Origin of the sequence: Citrobacter sp. Cpo065, from assembly GCF_030332805.1 — a bacterium.
GTDB classification, from domain to species: domain Bacteria; phylum Pseudomonadota; class Gammaproteobacteria; order Enterobacterales; family Enterobacteriaceae; genus Citrobacter; species Citrobacter portucalensis.
Map to the genome: position 1 here is coordinate 384,184 of NZ_JAOWHC010000029.1, position 16,336 is coordinate 400,519.

Genomic DNA, 16,336 nt, shown 5'->3' on the forward strand with positions numbered 1-16,336 from the left:
TGCCGCAAAGCTGGAGAGGGCGCAAGCGAATTACGGGTCAGAAAATAAAAAACGCAATGGTCATTGCTGATTGATGAAAAAAGATTATGTAATGAACGCTATTATTGATGAATCAACAGTGAAGTGGTGATTTTATTGAATGGATGTATTTTTCAGGCCGGATAACTTGCAGATGTTGTTATCCGGCTAAAGAGATTAAATGACGTCTATTTCAGCAACGGACGGGTAAATCCAGCTTGGTCTGAACGGCATGTTGTCAATATCATCAAGCTTGGATACGCCAGACAGTACCAGGATAGTTTCCAGACCCGCCTGAAAACCTGCCAGAATATCGGTACGCAGGTTGTCACCAACGATAACGGTTTCTTCCGAGTGCGCCTGCATTTTGTTGAGAGCCGCGCGAATAATCCACGGGCTGGGTTTGCCGACATAAAACGGTTTACGACCTGAGATCTTCTCAATACCGGCACAGAGTGCTCCACAGGCGGGATAAAAGCCGCGACCGTGGGTATCCGGGTTAGTGGCGATAAAACGCGCGCCGTTGGCGACAAAATAGGCTGCTTTATGCATCATGTCCCAGTTATAGGAACGTGTCTCGCCAACAATCACAAAATCGGGGTTCACGTCGGTAATGGTAAATCCAGCTTTATACAGTTCGTGAATTAACGCGCCTTCACCCACCACGTAGGCCTTTTTCCCTTCCTGGCGACGAAGAAAATCAGCGGTAGCCATCGCGGAAGTATAAAAGACGCTATCAGGGACATTCACACCCGCGGTGGCGAAGCGGTTTGCCAGATCTTGCCCGGTCTGCGAAGGGTAGTTAGTCAGCAGGACTAACGGCAGGCCTTTTTCCAGGATCCCAGTCAGAAATTCTGCCGCACCTGGTACGGCAACATTGTCGTGCATCAGCACGCCGTCGATATCACAAATTACATTCTTAATGGCCATGGACAATCCGACATTAAAAAAAGAAGGCATTACTATACACAAAATACACTACATCATTCGAGTTGCATCAAGGCGGCAAGTCTGCGAACCCCTGGAGCTTACTGAAGTAAGTGACCGGGGTGAGCAGATGCAGCTAACGCAGAGGCAGCTCGAAGGATGACGTGTATTAGCTTTCCAGCAAACGTTGCAGCAATGTCCCGTTGAGCATTGCGCGCTTCACCAGCGCAAAGGCGCCAATGGCGGAGCGGTGATCCAGCGTGGACCGAACCACCGGTAAATTATGGCGAAACGCCTTCAACGCCTGCGTGTTGATACAGCTTTCTATTGCAGGCAGCAGCACCTTATCCGCCTCGGTAATTTCGCCCGCAATGACGATTTTTTGCGGGTTAAACAGGTTAATGGCAATGGCGATAGTTTTACCCAGATGGCGACCAACGTGCTCAATGACTTCTGATGCCAGATTATCGCCTTTATTTGCTGCCTTACAGATGGCTTTGATGCTGCAATCATCCAGCGTGAGTCGACTTGGATAACCCTGCTTCAGTAAGTTCTGCACGCGATGTTCAATAGAAGCATTGGCGGCAATGGTTTCCAGGCAGCCGAAATTACCGCAGTGACAGCGCTCACCCAGCGGCTCTACCTGAATATGACCAATCTCGCCGACGTTGCCATTGCGACCGATGAAAATTCGGCCGTTGGAGATGATACCCGCGCCGGTTCCGCGGTGCACTCGCACCAAAATGGAGTCTTCGCAATCCTGGCTTGCCCCGAAATAGTGCTCAGCCAGCGCAAGGCTGCGAATATCATGACCAACAAAGCAGGTGACTTTGAAGCGTTTTTCGAGCGCTTCGACCAGTCCCCAGTTTTCGACCTGAATGTGTGGCATATAGCGGATGACGCCGCTTTCAGGATCGACAAGGCCTGGCAGGATGACAGAAATTGCGATCAGCTCACGGATTTTCCGCTGGCAGCTCTCAATAAAGATGGCAATGGTGTTGAGCAGCGCATATTCCAGCGTTTCCTGGGTGCGCTCCGGGAGGGGGTAATGCTCTTCGGCGACAACTTTACTGCTCATATCATAGAGCGTGAGCGTTGTGTCGTGGCGACCCAGTCGCACGCCAATGGCGTGGAAATTGCGGGTTTCTGTGACGATAGAGATAGCGCGGCGGCCCCCGGTGGAGGCCTGCTGATCGACTTCTTTGATCAGCCCGCGTTCGATCAACTGACGCGTAATTTTGGTTACGCTGGCGGGGGCAAGCTGGCTTTGCTCGGCAATTTGAATTCGCGAGATTGGCCCATGCTGGTCAATCAGGCGATAAACTGCCGCGCTGTTAAGCTGTTTTACGAGATCAACATTACCTATTTGAGCTTGTCCGCCTGGTGTCATTCTTTCTCTTACTCAGTAACGACCTCGTTGCCATTAACGATGGTCTTGATAATTTTAAAGTCGTGCGTGAACGCAGTCAGGTTGGCTACTTTGCCTGGCGCGATGCTGCCGAGTTGTTTGTCGACGCCGATGGCGCGAGCAGGGTAGAGCGTTGCCATGCGTAAGACTTCGTCGAGGGCGATATTTGCATGCTCGACCAGATTGCGTACGCCTTCAATCATGGTTAATGATGAACCGCTCAACGTGCCGTTCTCATCAACACACAGTCCATTGCGGTAGTATATTGTTTTACCAGCGAAAATGAACTGTTCAATGTTTGCACCTGCTGGCGCGGTCGCGTCAGTAACCAGGCACAGCTTGTCGCCTTTCAGGCGCTTAGCATTACGAATGTTAACGTAGTCAACGTGCAGGCCATCGGCGATGATACCGCAGTAGATATCGGCTTCATCCAAAATAGCGCCCGCCAGACCGGGTTCGCGGCCGGTAATGTACGGCATCGCGTTGAACAGATGCGTTGCAAAGGTAATACCTGCACGGAATCCGATTTTTGCTTCTTTTACCGTTGCATTGGAATGACCCGCAGAAACCACGATACCCGCATTCACCAATTTGGTGATGACCTCTACCGGGACCATTTCTGGTGCCAGTGTGACTTTGGTGATCACATCCGCATTATCGCACAGGAAATCAACCAGTGCAGCGTCCGGCTGACGGACAAATCCCGGATTATGGGTGCCTTTTTTAACAAGATTCAGCCACGGGCCTTCAAGATGAAGTCCTAATGCCTGATTCGGGTGTTTCGCCAGGTATTCACGCATCACGCGAACACCTTGTTTCATCAGGTCATCGCTGGTGGTGATAAGCGTTGGCAAATAGTTGGTGCAGCCAGATTTTTCATTGGCTTTTTGCATGATTTCCAGCGTTTCAACGGTTACGGCTTCTGCCGTATCGTTAAACTGCACGCCACCGCAGCCGTTCAGCTGTACATCAATAAAACCGGGGGAAACAATGGCCCCATTCAGTGAGCGCTGTTCAATCCCTGACGGTAATTCAGCCAGTGGGCAAACGCTGTCGATCAGGCCATTGGCGACAACAATCGCATGGTCATCAAGAATTTCGTGACCGGTAAAGATCCGGCCCTGGGTTAAAGCATACATTCCGACCCCCGATTTCAAAAAAATGCCGCCCTGCAACTTATCGACAGGGCGGAGACATCAATTACAGACCTTTAATATTTTCCGCTTCTAACTCGTTGAAGTATTTCAGCGTCTTCACTTTCAGTTCCATGGTGGAAGGCTCATCGCAGACCACAACGGCTTTTGGATGCAACTGCAGGCAGCTGATGGTCCACATGTGGTTAACGTTGCCTTCAACGGCGGCTTGCAGCGCCTGTGCTTTCTGGTGGCCCAGAACCAGGATCATCACTTCTTCAGCATCCAGCAGGGTGCCCACGCCAACGGTCAGCGCATATTTAGGCACCTGGCTTACGTCGCCGTCAAAGAAGCGTGAGTTAGCAACACGTGTGTCGTGAGTCAGCGTTTTGATGCGGGTACGGGAAGCCAAAGAGGAAGCGGGCTCGTTGAACGCGATGTGACCATCGTTGCCTACACCGCCCATAAACAGGTGGATTTTACCGTAAGAACGGATTTTTTCTTCATACTGACGGCATTCTGCATCAATATCCGGCGCGTTACCATTGAGGAGGTTGATGTTTTCTGCTGGAATATCAACGTGATCAAAGAAATTGCGGTGCATAAAGCTGTGGTAGCTTTCCGGATGCTCTTTCGGCAGGCCAACATATTCGTCCATGTTGAACGTAACAACATGCTTGAAGCTCACCTGGCCCGCTTTGTGCATTTCAACCAATGCTTTATAAGCTGTCAGCGGAGTACCGCCAGTCGGCAGGCCCAGAACGAACGGACGATCTGCCGTTGGTTTGAACGCGTTAATACGGTTAACGATATGGCGAGCAGCCCATTTGCCGACTTGTTCAGCGGTATTCAGGGGGATCAGTCTCATTCTTCACCTCAAAAGTAAAAGTAAGCAGTTGGCGGATTGAGTCTCTGTGCAGTAATAAGCGTAACCTGGTTTTGCATCGGTAAGGATCAATCCGTTTCGATTTTTTGAATGATAAAATAAGTTTTCGTAGTTAGCCAGTGAAAGGGAGGGTTAATAACGATATTTGGTGACTGGAATCACAAAAAACACGCGTTTAATTTGCGATACGAATTAATTTTTCACACACTCTGAATGTAGATGAATGGTTAATATCGTTGTTCCAGAATCTTGCTGTCAGGAATGGTCGCACAATAAAAATATGGCTTCAAAGAAGCCTAATCGGGGTCTCGTAGGGGGAATAAAATGAATATTTTAGGTTTTTTCCAGCGGCTGGGTAGGGCGTTACAGCTCCCCATCGCTGTGCTGCCAGTCGCGGCACTGCTGCTGCGATTCGGCCAACCAGATTTACTTAACGTACCCTTCATCGCGCAAGCGGGTGGGGCCATCTTTGATAACCTCGCGTTAATTTTTGCGATCGGTGTTGCTTCCAGCTGGTCAAAAGACAGCGCAGGTGCAGCAGCGCTGGCAGGTGCGGTCGGTTATTTCATATTGACCAAAGCAATGGTTACCATTAACCCTGCAATCAATATGGGCGTGCTGGCTGGTATCATCACCGGTCTGGTCGGCGGTGCCGTGTATAACCGCTGGTCTGGTATCAAACTGCCTGACTTCCTGAGCTTCTTTGGCGGCAAACGCTTTGTGCCGATCGCCACTGGCTTCTTCTGTCTGGTGCTGGCTGCTATCTTCGGTTACGTATGGCCGCCGGTACAGAACGCCATCCATGCGGGTGGTGAGTGGATCGTGGGCGCTGGCGCGCTGGGTTCCGGTATCTTTGGTTTCATCAACCGTCTGCTGATCCCAACCGGTCTGCATCAGGTGCTGAACACCATCGCCTGGTTCCAGATTGGCGAATTTACTAACGCTGCAGGTACCGTATTCCACGGTGACATCAACCGCTTCTACGCGGGTGACGGCACTGCGGGTATGTTCATGTCTGGCTTCTTCCCAATCATGATGTTTGGTCTGCCGGGTGCGGCGCTGGCGATGTACTTCGCGGCTCCGAAAGCACGTCGTCCGATGGTTGGCGGTATGCTGCTGTCCGTTGCGATCACCGCGTTCCTGACCGGTGTTACCGAGCCGCTTGAATTCCTGTTCATGTTCCTGGCTCCACTGCTGTACCTCCTGCACGCACTGTTAACGGGTATCAGCCTGTTCGTTGCAACACTGCTGGGGATCCACGCAGGCTTCTCCTTCTCCGCAGGTGCTATCGACTACGTGTTGATGTACAACCTGCCAGCAGCAAGTAAGAACGTCTGGATGCTGGTGGTGATGGGGCTGGTGTTCTTCGTTATCTACTTTGTGCTGTTCAGCGCGGTTATTCGTATGTTTAACCTGAAAACGCCGGGCCGCGAAGATAAAGAAGACGATATCGTTACTGAAGAAGCCAACAGCAACACTGAAGAAGGTTTGGCTCAACTTGCAACCAACTACATTGCAGCGGTTGGTGGTACTGATAACCTGAAAGCGATTGATGCCTGTATCACTCGTCTGCGTCTGACCGTTGCCGACTCCGGTCGCGTAAACGATGCGATGTGTAAGCGTTTAGGCGCATCTGGGGTAGTTAAGCTGAACAAGCAAACTATCCAGGTCATCGTGGGTGCGAAAGCCGAATCCATCGGCGACGAAATGAAGAAAGTTGTCGCGCGTGGCCCGGTGGCAGCAGCATCTGGTGAAAGTGCGCCAGCAGCAGCGGCCCCAGTAGCAAAACCGCAGGCTGTAGCGAATGCAGTCACCGTTGAAGCGCTGGTTTCTCCGATTACTGGTGACGTAGTTGCGCTGGAACAGGTTCCTGATGAAGCCTTCGCCAGCAAAGCAGTAGGCGACGGCGTGGCAGTGAAACCAACGGATAAAATCGTGGTTGCTCCGGCTGCGGGCACTATCGTGAAAATCTTCAACACTAACCATGCGTTCTGCCTGGAAACTGTTAAAGGCGCGGAAATCGTGGTCCATATGGGCATCGACACCGTCGCGCTGGAAGGCAAAGGCTTTAAGCGTCTGGTTGAAGAAGGTGCGGAAGTTACGGCAGGCCAACCGATTCTGGAAATGGATCTGGAGTTCCTGAACGCTAACGCACGTTCCATGATAAGCCCGGTTGTGTGCAGCAACAGCGATGATTTCGGCGCTCTGGTTATTAAAGCCGAAGGTCATGTGGTTGCCGGTCAAACACCACTGTATGAGATTAAAGGTAAATAACTGCTCCTGAGTAAAGTGAGTTAAGTGCCTTAAGCGGCGGAGGATATTCCTCCGCCGCTTTTTTTTGCAGCAAATGCCCTCATATATCCTGTTGAAACACCTTTTTTGTGCAACTAATAGTTGTCTCCTGACGTCGCTTATAAGATCATACTCCGTTATACGTTGTTTACGCTTTGAGGAATCCACGATGAGTGAGGCTGAAGCCCGCCCGAGTAACTTTATTCGTCAGATCATCGATGAAGATCTGGCCAGTGGTAAGCACACCACTATCCATACCCGTTTTCCGCCGGAGCCAAATGGCTATCTGCACATTGGCCACGCGAAATCCATTTGTCTGAACTTTGGCATTGCGCAAGATTACCAGGGCCAGTGCAACCTGCGTTTTGATGATACGAACCCGGTTAAAGAAGATATCGAGTACGTTGAGTCGATTAAAAACGACGTTGAATGGTTAGGTTTCCACTGGACTGGCGACATTCGCTACTCTTCGGATTACTTCGATCAGCTTCACGCCTATGCGGTAGAGCTTATTAATAAAGGCCTGGCGTACGTTGACGAACTGTCAGCGGATGAAATCCGTGAATACCGCGGCACGCTGACTCAGCCTGGCAAAAATAGCCCGTACCGCGATCGTAGCGTCGAAGAGAACCTGGCGCTGTTCGAAAAAATGCGTGCCGGTGGTTTTGAAGAAGGTAAAGCCTGCCTGCGTGCGAAAATCGACATGGCGTCGCCGTTTATCGTGATGCGCGATCCGGTGCTGTACCGTATTAAGTTCGCCGAACACCACCAGACCGGCAACAAGTGGTGCATCTACCCGATGTACGACTTTACCCACTGCATCAGCGATGCGCTGGAAGGCATTACGCATTCCCTGTGTACGCTGGAGTTCCAGGATAACCGTCGTCTGTACGACTGGGTTCTGGACAACATCACCATTCCGGTTCATCCGCGTCAGTACGAATTCTCGCGCCTGAATCTGGAATATACCGTGATGTCCAAGCGCAAGCTGAACCTGCTGGTGACCGACAAGCACGTTGAAGGCTGGGACGATCCGCGTATGCCGACGATTTCTGGCCTGCGTCGTCGCGGTTACACCGCTGCCGCGATCCGTGAGTTCTGCAAACGCATTGGCGTGACCAAGCAAGACAACACCATTGAGATCGCTTCTCTGGAATCCTGTATCCGCGAAGATCTGAACGAAAACGCCCCGCGCGCGATGGCGGTTATCGATCCGGTTAAACTGGTTATCGAAAACTATCCGCAGGGCGAAAGCGAATTGGTCACCATGCCTAACCATCCGAACAAACCGGAAATGGGCAGCCGCGAAGTGCCATTTAGCGGTGAAATTTGGATCGATCGCGCAGACTTCCGTGAAGAAGCGAACAAGCAGTACAAGCGTCTGGTGATGGGCAAAGAAGTACGCCTGCGTAATGCTTATGTGATCAAAGCCGAACGTGTTGAGAAAGATGCGGAAGGAAATATCACCACCATTTTCTGCACCTACGATGCTGACACCCTGAGCAAAGATCCGGCCGATGGCCGTAAAGTCAAAGGCGTTATTCACTGGGTGAGCGCGTCCCATGCGCTGCCGATTGAAATCCGCTTGTATGATCGTCTGTTTAGCGTGCCAAATCCAGGCGCGGCGGAAGACTTCCTGTCCGTTATTAACCCGGAATCGCTGGTCATTAAGCAGGGTTACGGTGAGCCGTCGCTGAAGGCAGCGGTTGCAGGTAAAGCGTTCCAGTTTGAGCGTGAAGGTTACTTCTGCCTGGACAGTCGTTATGCAACGGCTGACAAGCTGGTGTTTAACCGTACCGTTGGTCTACGTGACACGTGGGCTAAAGCGGGCGAATAAGCCGCAACACATCCTCTCTAAACGCCGCTTCATGCGGCGTTTTTTTTCGCAAAAAAAACGTGTTCCAGGCTCCGTTTGCGGAGCGAATTAATTACATGTCCGTAATAATGGGCTGGGCGAATGTTTTTACGTTTAAATAACTTACCTCAATATGAAATGGGCTGAAACCGATTTCATCTCCATGGAAAACAAGCGATTTTTTCATTTTTTCAACGCTTTTTTATCTTCCGATGAAAATGTAACAGAAAGCAATCAAATATGTGCGGTTGCTCATACTATTACATACTCGTTACAGAAAGAGATTGATAATTCGCGTCGCGAAAAATAGTCTATTCATTGTAGTCACTGAGGTTTTCTTAGCGCTACTTTTTTATTTTTTGTTTTTTCGCTGTCCGCTTTTGTCGGCAGCATTTTATACGTCAAAGAGGATTAACATATGCGTACGTTTAGTGGCAAACGTAGTACGCTGGCGCTGGCTATCGCCGGTATCACAGCAATGTCGGGTTTTGTTGTCGCTCCGCAGGTACACGCCGAAGGATTTATTGATGACTCAACCTTAACAGGTGGCATCTATTACTGGCAGCGTGAGCGTGACCGTAAAGATGTGACCGATCATGACAAATATAAAACCAACCTTTCTCACTCCACCTGGAACGCTAACCTCGACTTCCAGTCCGGTTACGCGGCCGATATGTTTGGTATTGATATCGCGGCATTTACCGCTATTGAAATGAACGAAAGTAGCGAAAGCGGCCATCCAAACGAAATCGCATTTTCTTCCAAAAATAAAGGCTATGATGAGGATTACTCCGGCGATAAGAGCGGGATTAGCCTTTATAAAGCAGCAGCTAAATTTAAATACGGCCCAACCTGGGCGCGCGCCGGTTACATTCAACCAACCGGGCAGACTCTGCTGGCACCGCACTGGAGCTTTATGCCAGGTACCTATCAGGGTGCTGAAGCCGGTGCCAATTTCGATTACGGTGATGCTGGCGCACTGAGTTTCTCCTATATGTGGGCTAACGAATATAAAGCACCGTGGCACACCGAAGTCGATAAATTCTATCAGGCTGATAAAAAGACCAGCGTTGATTACCTGCACTCAATTGGCGCGAAATATGACTTCAAGAATAACCTCTTGCTGGAAGCGGCATTTGGTCAGTCTGAAGGTTATGTCGATCAGTACTTCGCAAAAGCCAGCTACAAATTCGATTTAGGCGGTAACCCATTTACCACCAGCTACCAGTTCTACGGTGCACGCGACAAGGTTGATGATCGTACCGTGAACGATATTTATGATGGCACTGCCTGGTTGCAGGCGTTGACCTTTGGCTACAAAGTGGCAGAAGTCGTTGACCTTCGTCTGGAAGGGACCTGGGTTAAAGCGGACGGCCAGCAGGGTTACTTCCTGCAGCGTATGACCCCAACCTACGCCTCTTCAAACGGTCGTCTGGATGTCTGGTGGGATAACCGTTCTGACTTCAACGCCAACGGTGAAAAGGCAGTCTTCTTCGGCGCAATGTATGACCTGAAGAACTGGAATCTGCCGGGCTGGGCGGTAGGCGCGTCCTACGTTTACGCATGGGATGCTAAGCCATCAACCTGGCAGCTCAACCCGGATGCGTACTACGACAAAAACCGGACTATCGAAGAATCTTCTTACAGCCTGGATGCGGTCTACACCCTGCAGGAAGGTCGTGCGAAGGGCACCATGTTTAAGCTGCACTTCACTCAGTACGACAACCATTCAGACATTCCGAGCTGGGGCGGTGGCTACGGCAACATGTTCCAGGATGAGCGCGACGTGAAGTTCATCGTTATTGCTCCGTTCACCATCTTCTAATGCCAACAGCGGCAGGCCGGGTGCCTGCCGCATCGTTGAGGAAAGTGCTATGAAAAAACTGATACTCATCGCCGTTATGGCATCAGGGCTGGTGGCGTGTGCGCAATCTCCTGCGCCGAAAGAGGACAGCCGTCTGAAAGAAGCCTACAGCGCGTGTATTAATACCGCGCAGGGATCGCCGGAGAAAATTGAAGCCTGCCAAAGCGTGTTGAATGTGCTGAAGAAAGAAAAACAGCACCAACAGTTTGCCAATGAAGAAAGCGTACGCGTGCTGGATTATCAGCAGTGTATCCAGGCCACGCGCACGGGTAACGGTCAGTCCGTCAATGCTGATTGTGACAAGGTCTGGCAGGAAATACGCAGTAAGAATACTGCGCAGTAAATCGAAAAATGAAAATACAACGGGCGGAGAATTCTCCGCCCGTTTGCATGTCAGAGTTTCTGTTCGGCCGGTTGATAATGACGACTCAGGCGGACAAACAACATTGCCGTGGCGGCGAGTCCGCAAAGTGCCGCGCACATCAGCCACCATCCCGGCGAGCTTTTATCTCCGGTTAGCTGGACCAGCGCCGTGGATATGACGGGTGTCAGACCGCCAAAAATCGCCGTAGCCAGACTGAAGGCCAGTGAAAAACCCACCGTACGAACATAGACAGGCATCACCTCGGTGAGTGCCGCGACCATTGCCCCATTGTACATACCAAAAAAGAACGAGAACCAAAGCAGGACCAACGTCATGCGCATAAAATCTGGCGCGGCGGTGAGCCAGTGCATGACCGGCCAGGTGGTGAGCAGTGCGAGTAGGGTAATCCCCATCAACACCGGACGACGACCAATTCGGTCAGAAATCGCTCCGCCAATCGGCAGCCAGATAAAGTTAGAAATACCGACCAGCATGGTGACGACCAGGCTGTCGCGCGCGCTCAGGTGGAGTACAGCCCTGCCGTAGGTCGGGGTGTAGACGGTAATGAAATAGAACGTCGTAGTGGTCATCGCCACCAGCAGTGTACCCGCTGAGATCAGACGCCAGTTTTTGATGATAGTGGTGAAAATTTCCCTGGTGTCGGGACGGTGTGTACGTTGTAAAAATGCGTCCGTTTCCTGAAGCGAGCGGCGCAGGACGAAGATCAACGGAATAATCATACAACCAATAAAGAACGGAATGCGCCAGCCCCATTCAGAGATTTCATCGTGCCCCAGCGTGGCATTCAGGCCGTAGCCAATCAGCGCTGCCACCACAATGGCAACCTGTTGGCTGGCAGACTGCCAGCTGGTGTAGAAACCTTTATTGCCAGGCGTGGCGATTTCAGAAAGATAAACCGAAACGCCGCCCAACTCTACGCCCGCAGAGAAGCCCTGCAATAATCGGCCGACTAATACCAGCACAGGAGCCAGCAGACCAATACTTTGATAACCGGGAACCAGGGCAATCAGCAGGGTCCCGCAGCCCATGATCGCCAGCGTCACCATCAGTCCTTTGCGGCGGCCAATTCTGTCGATATAAGCACCCAGCACTATTGCGCCAACGGGCCGCATTAAAAAACCCGAACCGAAAACCGCAAAGGTCAACATGAGCGCGGCAAACTCACTCTCCGCGGGGAAGAAAGTCTTTGCGATATAGGTGGCGTAAAACCCGAACAGAAAAAAGTCGAACTGTTCGAGAAAATTACCGCTGGTTACCCGCAGTATTGCGCCGAAAGTTCCGGTGCGCGATGGTTGTTGTGTCATTGGGTTTGCTCCACTGTCTTATCATAATATTTATAGAGGTAAGAGTGTGCGGGTTAGTCGCCTGAGACTCCCGCCTGTTTGCCGCGCCGTTTCTCAATCGCCCACTTGAGTAAGGCTGCGCAGCGGTAAAATCCGTGGGCAAATTTTCCGTAAGGAATGGTCAGAAAAAGCGCCATGACCACACCGAGATGAATGGCCAGTAAAATAGCCATCCATGAAGTGTCCCTTCCCGCCAGCAGCGCCAGACCGGTCAGACTGGTCAGCAGCAGCAGCAAAATAAAACCGCGATCCATCGGTTTTTGCCGTGCGTCGCCATGTAGCGGTGAGCGCTTAAGATTAAGCCATAGCAAGCCAGCCGGGCCGACAACCAGGCCAATGCCACCCAACGTGCCCAGCATGACCGGAACGCTGAAGAACGGGTAGGGCGCTTCTATGCCTGCAAAGTAGTGATAGCCTGTTGCCACCACGGTGGCGGCAAAGCAGAGCATAAAACCGTAGAAGGTAAAGTGGTGGAAACGGCGGCGCATCAGGGTGAAGGCATCATCCGCTTCGTTACAACCTTTGCCGTGGCCACCATCGAGATATTTCAGCGTCAGCGCATCGTGTGAGGCTTCAGCGATCTCGGCGGAACGCGGCATACCCGGAGAGATCTCGTGCCAGAAGCGGATCACGCCCGCCATCAGCAAACCGATCGCCAGAATAAACACCGAACCAAACATCCAGGCCAGCAGGTTATGCGGGAAAATTTGATAGAAATCCCCGGCCAGTGGAGGATGGAATAATGAACCTTTCAAACCTATAGCGAGGAGTAAAAACAGGATCAGACCGAAAACCAGCGCCAGCGTCACGGTTACGCCTGCGCGACGATAAAGCGTGCCAAAGGCGGCGGGTTGCGCGTAATGCTGATAGGTTTCGAGCCGGACTTCCGCCATCGCTTTCGGCACGTTGATGGCAAATTCATGAGGCGGGGCATACTGACACGCGTGCAGGCAAGCGCCGCAGTTATGGCACAAGTTTGCCAGATAATTGATATCCGCTTTACCGAATTCCAGACGCTGCGTCATGGCCGGGAACACGGCGCAAAAGCCTTCACAATAGCGGCAGGCGTTACACACCTGCATCACGCGTTCAACTTCAGCTTCCGGTTCGGTGATAATTTGCGCTTCGATGATCAGTTTCTCAAGCTGCTTCATGACGTGTCTCCTTACGTGCAGCCAGCGCGGCTTCTTTTCCGGCAATGCGGCCAAAGGTCGTGCCGATCGACATCCCCACGCCTGCGGTGTAACCCTTGCCCAGCACGTTACCCGCCATCATCTCTCCGGCGACGAACAGGTTACGGCTTGGAAGCCCTGCAAAATGCACAGCGGCGCGTTCGTTTACTTTTAACCCAAGATAAGTGAAGGTGATTCCTGGCCGCAGGGCGTAGCCGTAGTAAGGCGGTTGATCCAGCGGTCGCGCCCAATGCGTTTTCTCGGGTAGCAAATCTTTAGTGGCGCAGTTATCCAGAACGGTATGGTCGAACTGACCTGGCTGGCAGGCGTTGTTGTACTCTGTCACGGTGTGGGTAAAGCGTTCGGCATCCAGTCCTAACTGAAAGGCCAGTTCAGCCAGCGTATTGGCCTGCGTGCCAGGAAAGACCGGAGGCATGAAGTGTCCGATAGCTTTACTGTCGATGATGGAGTAGCCAATCTGTCCTGGCTGTTGAGCGACCAGACGTCCCCAGATGGCGTAGCGTTTCGGCCAGAAATCTTCGCCTTCATCATAAAAACGCTCAGCGTCCCGGTTCACCACAATACCGAGCGAAACGCAGTCCACGCGGGTGCAAATCCCGCCGTCATATAATGGCGCTCTGGCATCAATTGCCACACAGTGTGACTGGGAGGGATCGCCGATAATGTCTGCGCCAGCATCCATCATAAATTTGAGCAGTACGCCCTGATTAAAACGCGTGCCGCGAATCAGAAAGTTATCCGCAGGCCACTCGCCGTGCTCGTTCTCTCCCCAGGCTTCTCGCAGCCACTCCCGGTTAGATTCGAATCCGCCAGCGGCAAGTACGCAGGATTTCGCTGTGATACGCTCGTTGCCTGACAGCGCCGCCACGAACTCGCCATTGTGCAGTTCAAGCGTCTGTACCGGTGTGTTGTAGCGGATTTGTACGCCCAGCTTTTCTGCGCTGCGGTAATAGGCATTCACCAGGGCTTTTCCGCCCCCCATAAAAAAGGCGTTGGTCCGCGCCACGTGCAAAGCGCCAGAGAGAGGAGGCTGAAAGTTAACGCCGTGCTGGCGCATCCAGTCGCGGCATTGGGAAGAGGTACGGATCACCAGACGCGCCAGGGCTTCGTTGGTATTTCCTTCCGTGACGCGGCGCAGATCCTGCCAGAACTCCTCTTCCGGATAGCTTTCCACCAGCACATCCTGCGGCGCATCATGCATACAGCGCAGATTACGCGTGTGTTGGGAGTTTCCCCCTCGCCATTCCCGGGGAGCCGCTTCGAGCAGAAGTACCGAAGCTCCTTGCTCCCGGGCGGACAAGGCAGCGCATAACGCGGCATTGCCACCACCAATCACCAGAACATCAACCATCGTATACTCCATTACCATTTAACCATTTGTTAAATTTGTAATTGAAATGTATACGCACAGCTTGTGCGGGCGCTATGACGTGGTGCTAAACGGTACTTTAGTTATTGTAAAGGATGGCGCCAGGCCAGCTTCCTGCTTCCACCAGTTGATGCATCACTTTCGTCAGCACCACGCGGGCCGCGAGGCCTGCCGGGGTGAGTTCATCGTCTGAGAGACTCACCAGAAAGTTGGGGCGGCTAAGTATTGGATTGTGAACGCCGATCACTCTTAGCGTCTCTTTATCTAGATGGGAAATTGCCGCGCCGGGCTGGAGAGTGGCACCAATGCCACTGCGCACGGCGCGCATGAGTAGCGCCAGACCATCAATTTCCGTGGCGATCTCAATGTTCAGCGCGTGTTCCTGACAAATCGCTTCCAGCCGGCCGCGCAGACCGTGGCCCGGGCTTGGCATTATCAATGGGATACTTGCCAGCTGGGCTGGAGCAATATTGTCATCGGCAATATCAGCCAGTAAGGCATGAGTCCCAATCAAAAACAGCCGCTCTTCGAGAATCGGTATGGCGCTCCAGCGCAGGATCTTTTCTTTCTGAAACACGACAGCCAGATCAATCTGGCGGGTATTAATCATCCGCTCCAGATTGCCAGAGAGGCTTTCCACCACATGCAGACGGACATCACAGTAGCTTTCCCGCATGGCGTTGATAAACGGCATTCCGAGAACGGAAGCGGTACTGGGAGCCATACCGACGCTGACGTGCCCGGAAAGCCGGGACTCGCGTGCGGCGAGGATCGCGTCGTCTGCGTGACGAAGCGCCAGCTGCGCCTGGGAGTAAAAAGCCAGCCCGGCGCTGGTGGGCGTCACGCCTCGCGAGGTGCGCTGCAGCAGGCGAATAGCGAGTTTGTTTTCCAGACGCGACATTTGCTGGCTGAGTGCCGAAACCCCGATATTGAGATCGAGTGCCGCGCTACCCATGCTGCCGGTTTCTACAATGCGCACAAAATAGCGTAGCTGGCGAAGTTCCATTTCGACTCTCCGGAAGGGGCAATTGATTTTACATTAAAGCAACACAGGAGCGGAGGGAAGGGGAAAAGGGCAGGTAATGCCCATAAAAAAAGCCAACCGGAAGGTTGGCTTTTCAAAAAGCATTACATTATTTGCCGTCGTGGGCATGCTCATCTTCGCGGCAATCGCCTTCAGCGCAGTGGCCGTAGAGATAGAGACTATGGTTGGTTAAACGAATACCATGTTTAGCCGCAATCTCACGCTGGCGCGCTTCGATGGAATCATCGCTGAACTCGACCACTTTGCCGCAGTCGAGGCAAATGAGGTGATCGTGGTGATGCTGTTGAGTCAGTTCGAAGACGGATTTACCACCTTCAAAATTATGGCGGGTCACGATACCGGCATCATCAAACTGGTTCAGCACACGATACACGGTCGCCAGACCAATCTCTTCACCCATATCGATCAGGCGTTTGTATAAATCTTCCGCACTGACGTGATGGTTATCCGGTTCCTGAAGAACTTCCAGAATTTTTAAACGAGGAAGCGTTACTTTCAGGCCAGCCTTCTTTAATGCGGTATTGTTGTCAGTCATGCGGAATCTGTCCTGTAGCTAAACGATTCACTTCATTAACAGAAGTGACAGAAATTGCACTTGAGATAATGCGTATCATTATA

Annotated in this window: 14 protein-coding genes; 4 read left to right on the forward strand and 10 right to left on the reverse strand. The window is 52.0% G+C overall.

Annotated elements, in window-relative coordinates; all coding sequences use genetic code 11:
- Positions 1–195: 195 nt before the first annotated feature.
- The 4 genes from nagD to nagB all read right to left on the reverse strand — a co-directional run bounded on the left by nagD (position 196) and on the right by nagB (position 4,354).
- Positions 196–948 carry a ribonucleotide monophosphatase NagD gene (nagD, locus tag OGY68_RS07815; RefSeq protein WP_003022792.1) on the reverse strand — a complete coding sequence of 251 codons (753 nt, stop codon included), beginning with the start codon at positions 946–948 and terminating at the stop codon, positions 196–198.
- Positions 949–1,114: 166 nt separating this feature from the next.
- Positions 1,115–2,335: a DNA-binding transcriptional regulator NagC gene (nagC, locus tag OGY68_RS07820; protein ID WP_057067711.1), complete on the reverse strand. Its 1,221-nt coding sequence runs from the start codon at positions 2,333–2,335 to the stop codon at positions 1,115–1,117.
- An 8-nt stretch (positions 2,336–2,343) separates the two neighbouring features.
- The gene (nagA, locus tag OGY68_RS07825) at positions 2,344–3,492 is read right to left on the reverse strand and encodes an N-acetylglucosamine-6-phosphate deacetylase (RefSeq protein ID WP_003831339.1); all 1,149 of its coding nucleotides are present in this window, start codon (positions 3,490–3,492) and stop codon (positions 2,344–2,346) included.
- 61 nt (positions 3,493–3,553) lie between these two features.
- Positions 3,554–4,354 carry a glucosamine-6-phosphate deaminase gene (gene nagB / locus OGY68_RS07830; protein WP_003022803.1) on the reverse strand — a complete coding sequence of 267 codons (801 nt, stop codon included), beginning with the start codon at positions 4,352–4,354 and terminating at the stop codon, positions 3,554–3,556.
- Positions 4,355–4,696: 342 nt separating this feature from the next.
- Here nagB and nagE point away from each other — a divergent pair, with 342 nt between their 5' ends.
- From nagE to OGY68_RS07850, 4 genes are all read left to right on the forward strand, one after another.
- On the forward strand, positions 4,697–6,646 hold the full coding sequence (nagE, locus tag OGY68_RS07835; protein WP_048235881.1) for a PTS N-acetyl glucosamine transporter subunit IIABC: 1,950 nt from the start codon (positions 4,697–4,699) through the stop codon (positions 6,644–6,646).
- 187 nt (positions 6,647–6,833) lie between these two features.
- Positions 6,834–8,501: a glutamine--tRNA ligase gene (gene glnS / locus OGY68_RS07840; RefSeq protein ID WP_048226099.1), complete on the forward strand. Its 1,668-nt coding sequence runs from the start codon at positions 6,834–6,836 to the stop codon at positions 8,499–8,501.
- A 436-nt stretch (positions 8,502–8,937) separates the two neighbouring features.
- On the forward strand, positions 8,938–10,344 hold the full coding sequence (gene chiP, locus OGY68_RS07845; RefSeq protein ID WP_008784105.1) for a chitoporin ChiP: 1,407 nt from the start codon (positions 8,938–8,940) through the stop codon (positions 10,342–10,344).
- 49 nt (positions 10,345–10,393) lie between these two features.
- Positions 10,394–10,726 carry a ChiQ/YbfN family lipoprotein gene (locus OGY68_RS07850; RefSeq protein ID WP_008784106.1) on the forward strand — a complete coding sequence of 111 codons (333 nt, stop codon included), beginning with the start codon at positions 10,394–10,396 and terminating at the stop codon, positions 10,724–10,726.
- Between the two features lie 50 nt (positions 10,727–10,776).
- Here OGY68_RS07850 and OGY68_RS07855 read toward each other — a convergent pair whose 3' ends face one another.
- The 6 genes from OGY68_RS07855 to OGY68_RS07880 all read right to left on the reverse strand — a co-directional run bounded on the left by OGY68_RS07855 (position 10,777) and on the right by OGY68_RS07880 (position 16,332).
- Positions 10,777–12,072: an MFS transporter gene (locus OGY68_RS07855; RefSeq protein WP_057067713.1), complete on the reverse strand. Its 1,296-nt coding sequence runs from the start codon at positions 12,070–12,072 to the stop codon at positions 10,777–10,779.
- A gap of 53 nt (positions 12,073–12,125) precedes the next feature.
- Positions 12,126–13,265, reverse strand: a complete 1,140-nt coding sequence (tcuB, locus tag OGY68_RS07860) for a tricarballylate utilization 4Fe-4S protein TcuB (protein ID WP_057067714.1) — start codon at positions 13,263–13,265, stop codon at positions 12,126–12,128.
- Positions 13,252–14,655, reverse strand: a complete 1,404-nt coding sequence (gene tcuA, locus OGY68_RS07865) for an FAD-dependent tricarballylate dehydrogenase TcuA (protein WP_057067715.1) — start codon at positions 14,653–14,655, stop codon at positions 13,252–13,254. Before tcuA ends, tcuB begins: the two co-directional genes overlap by 14 nt.
- 97 nt (positions 14,656–14,752) lie before the next feature.
- The gene (gene tcuR / locus OGY68_RS07870; protein WP_286616933.1) at positions 14,753–15,679 is read right to left on the reverse strand and encodes a tricarballylate utilization LysR family transcriptional regulator TcuR; all 927 of its coding nucleotides are present in this window, start codon (positions 15,677–15,679) and stop codon (positions 14,753–14,755) included.
- A gap of 127 nt (positions 15,680–15,806) precedes the next feature.
- Positions 15,807–16,253 carry a ferric iron uptake transcriptional regulator gene (gene fur, locus OGY68_RS07875; protein ID WP_003022836.1) on the reverse strand — a complete coding sequence of 149 codons (447 nt, stop codon included), beginning with the start codon at positions 16,251–16,253 and terminating at the stop codon, positions 15,807–15,809.
- Entirely contained in the window at positions 16,246–16,332 is an 87-nt protein-coding gene (locus OGY68_RS07880) for a ryhB-regulated fur leader peptide (RefSeq protein ID WP_100247215.1), read from the reverse strand. The genes fur and OGY68_RS07880 overlap by 8 nt, the downstream gene beginning before the upstream one ends.
- Between the last annotated feature and the right edge of the window lie 4 nt (positions 16,333–16,336).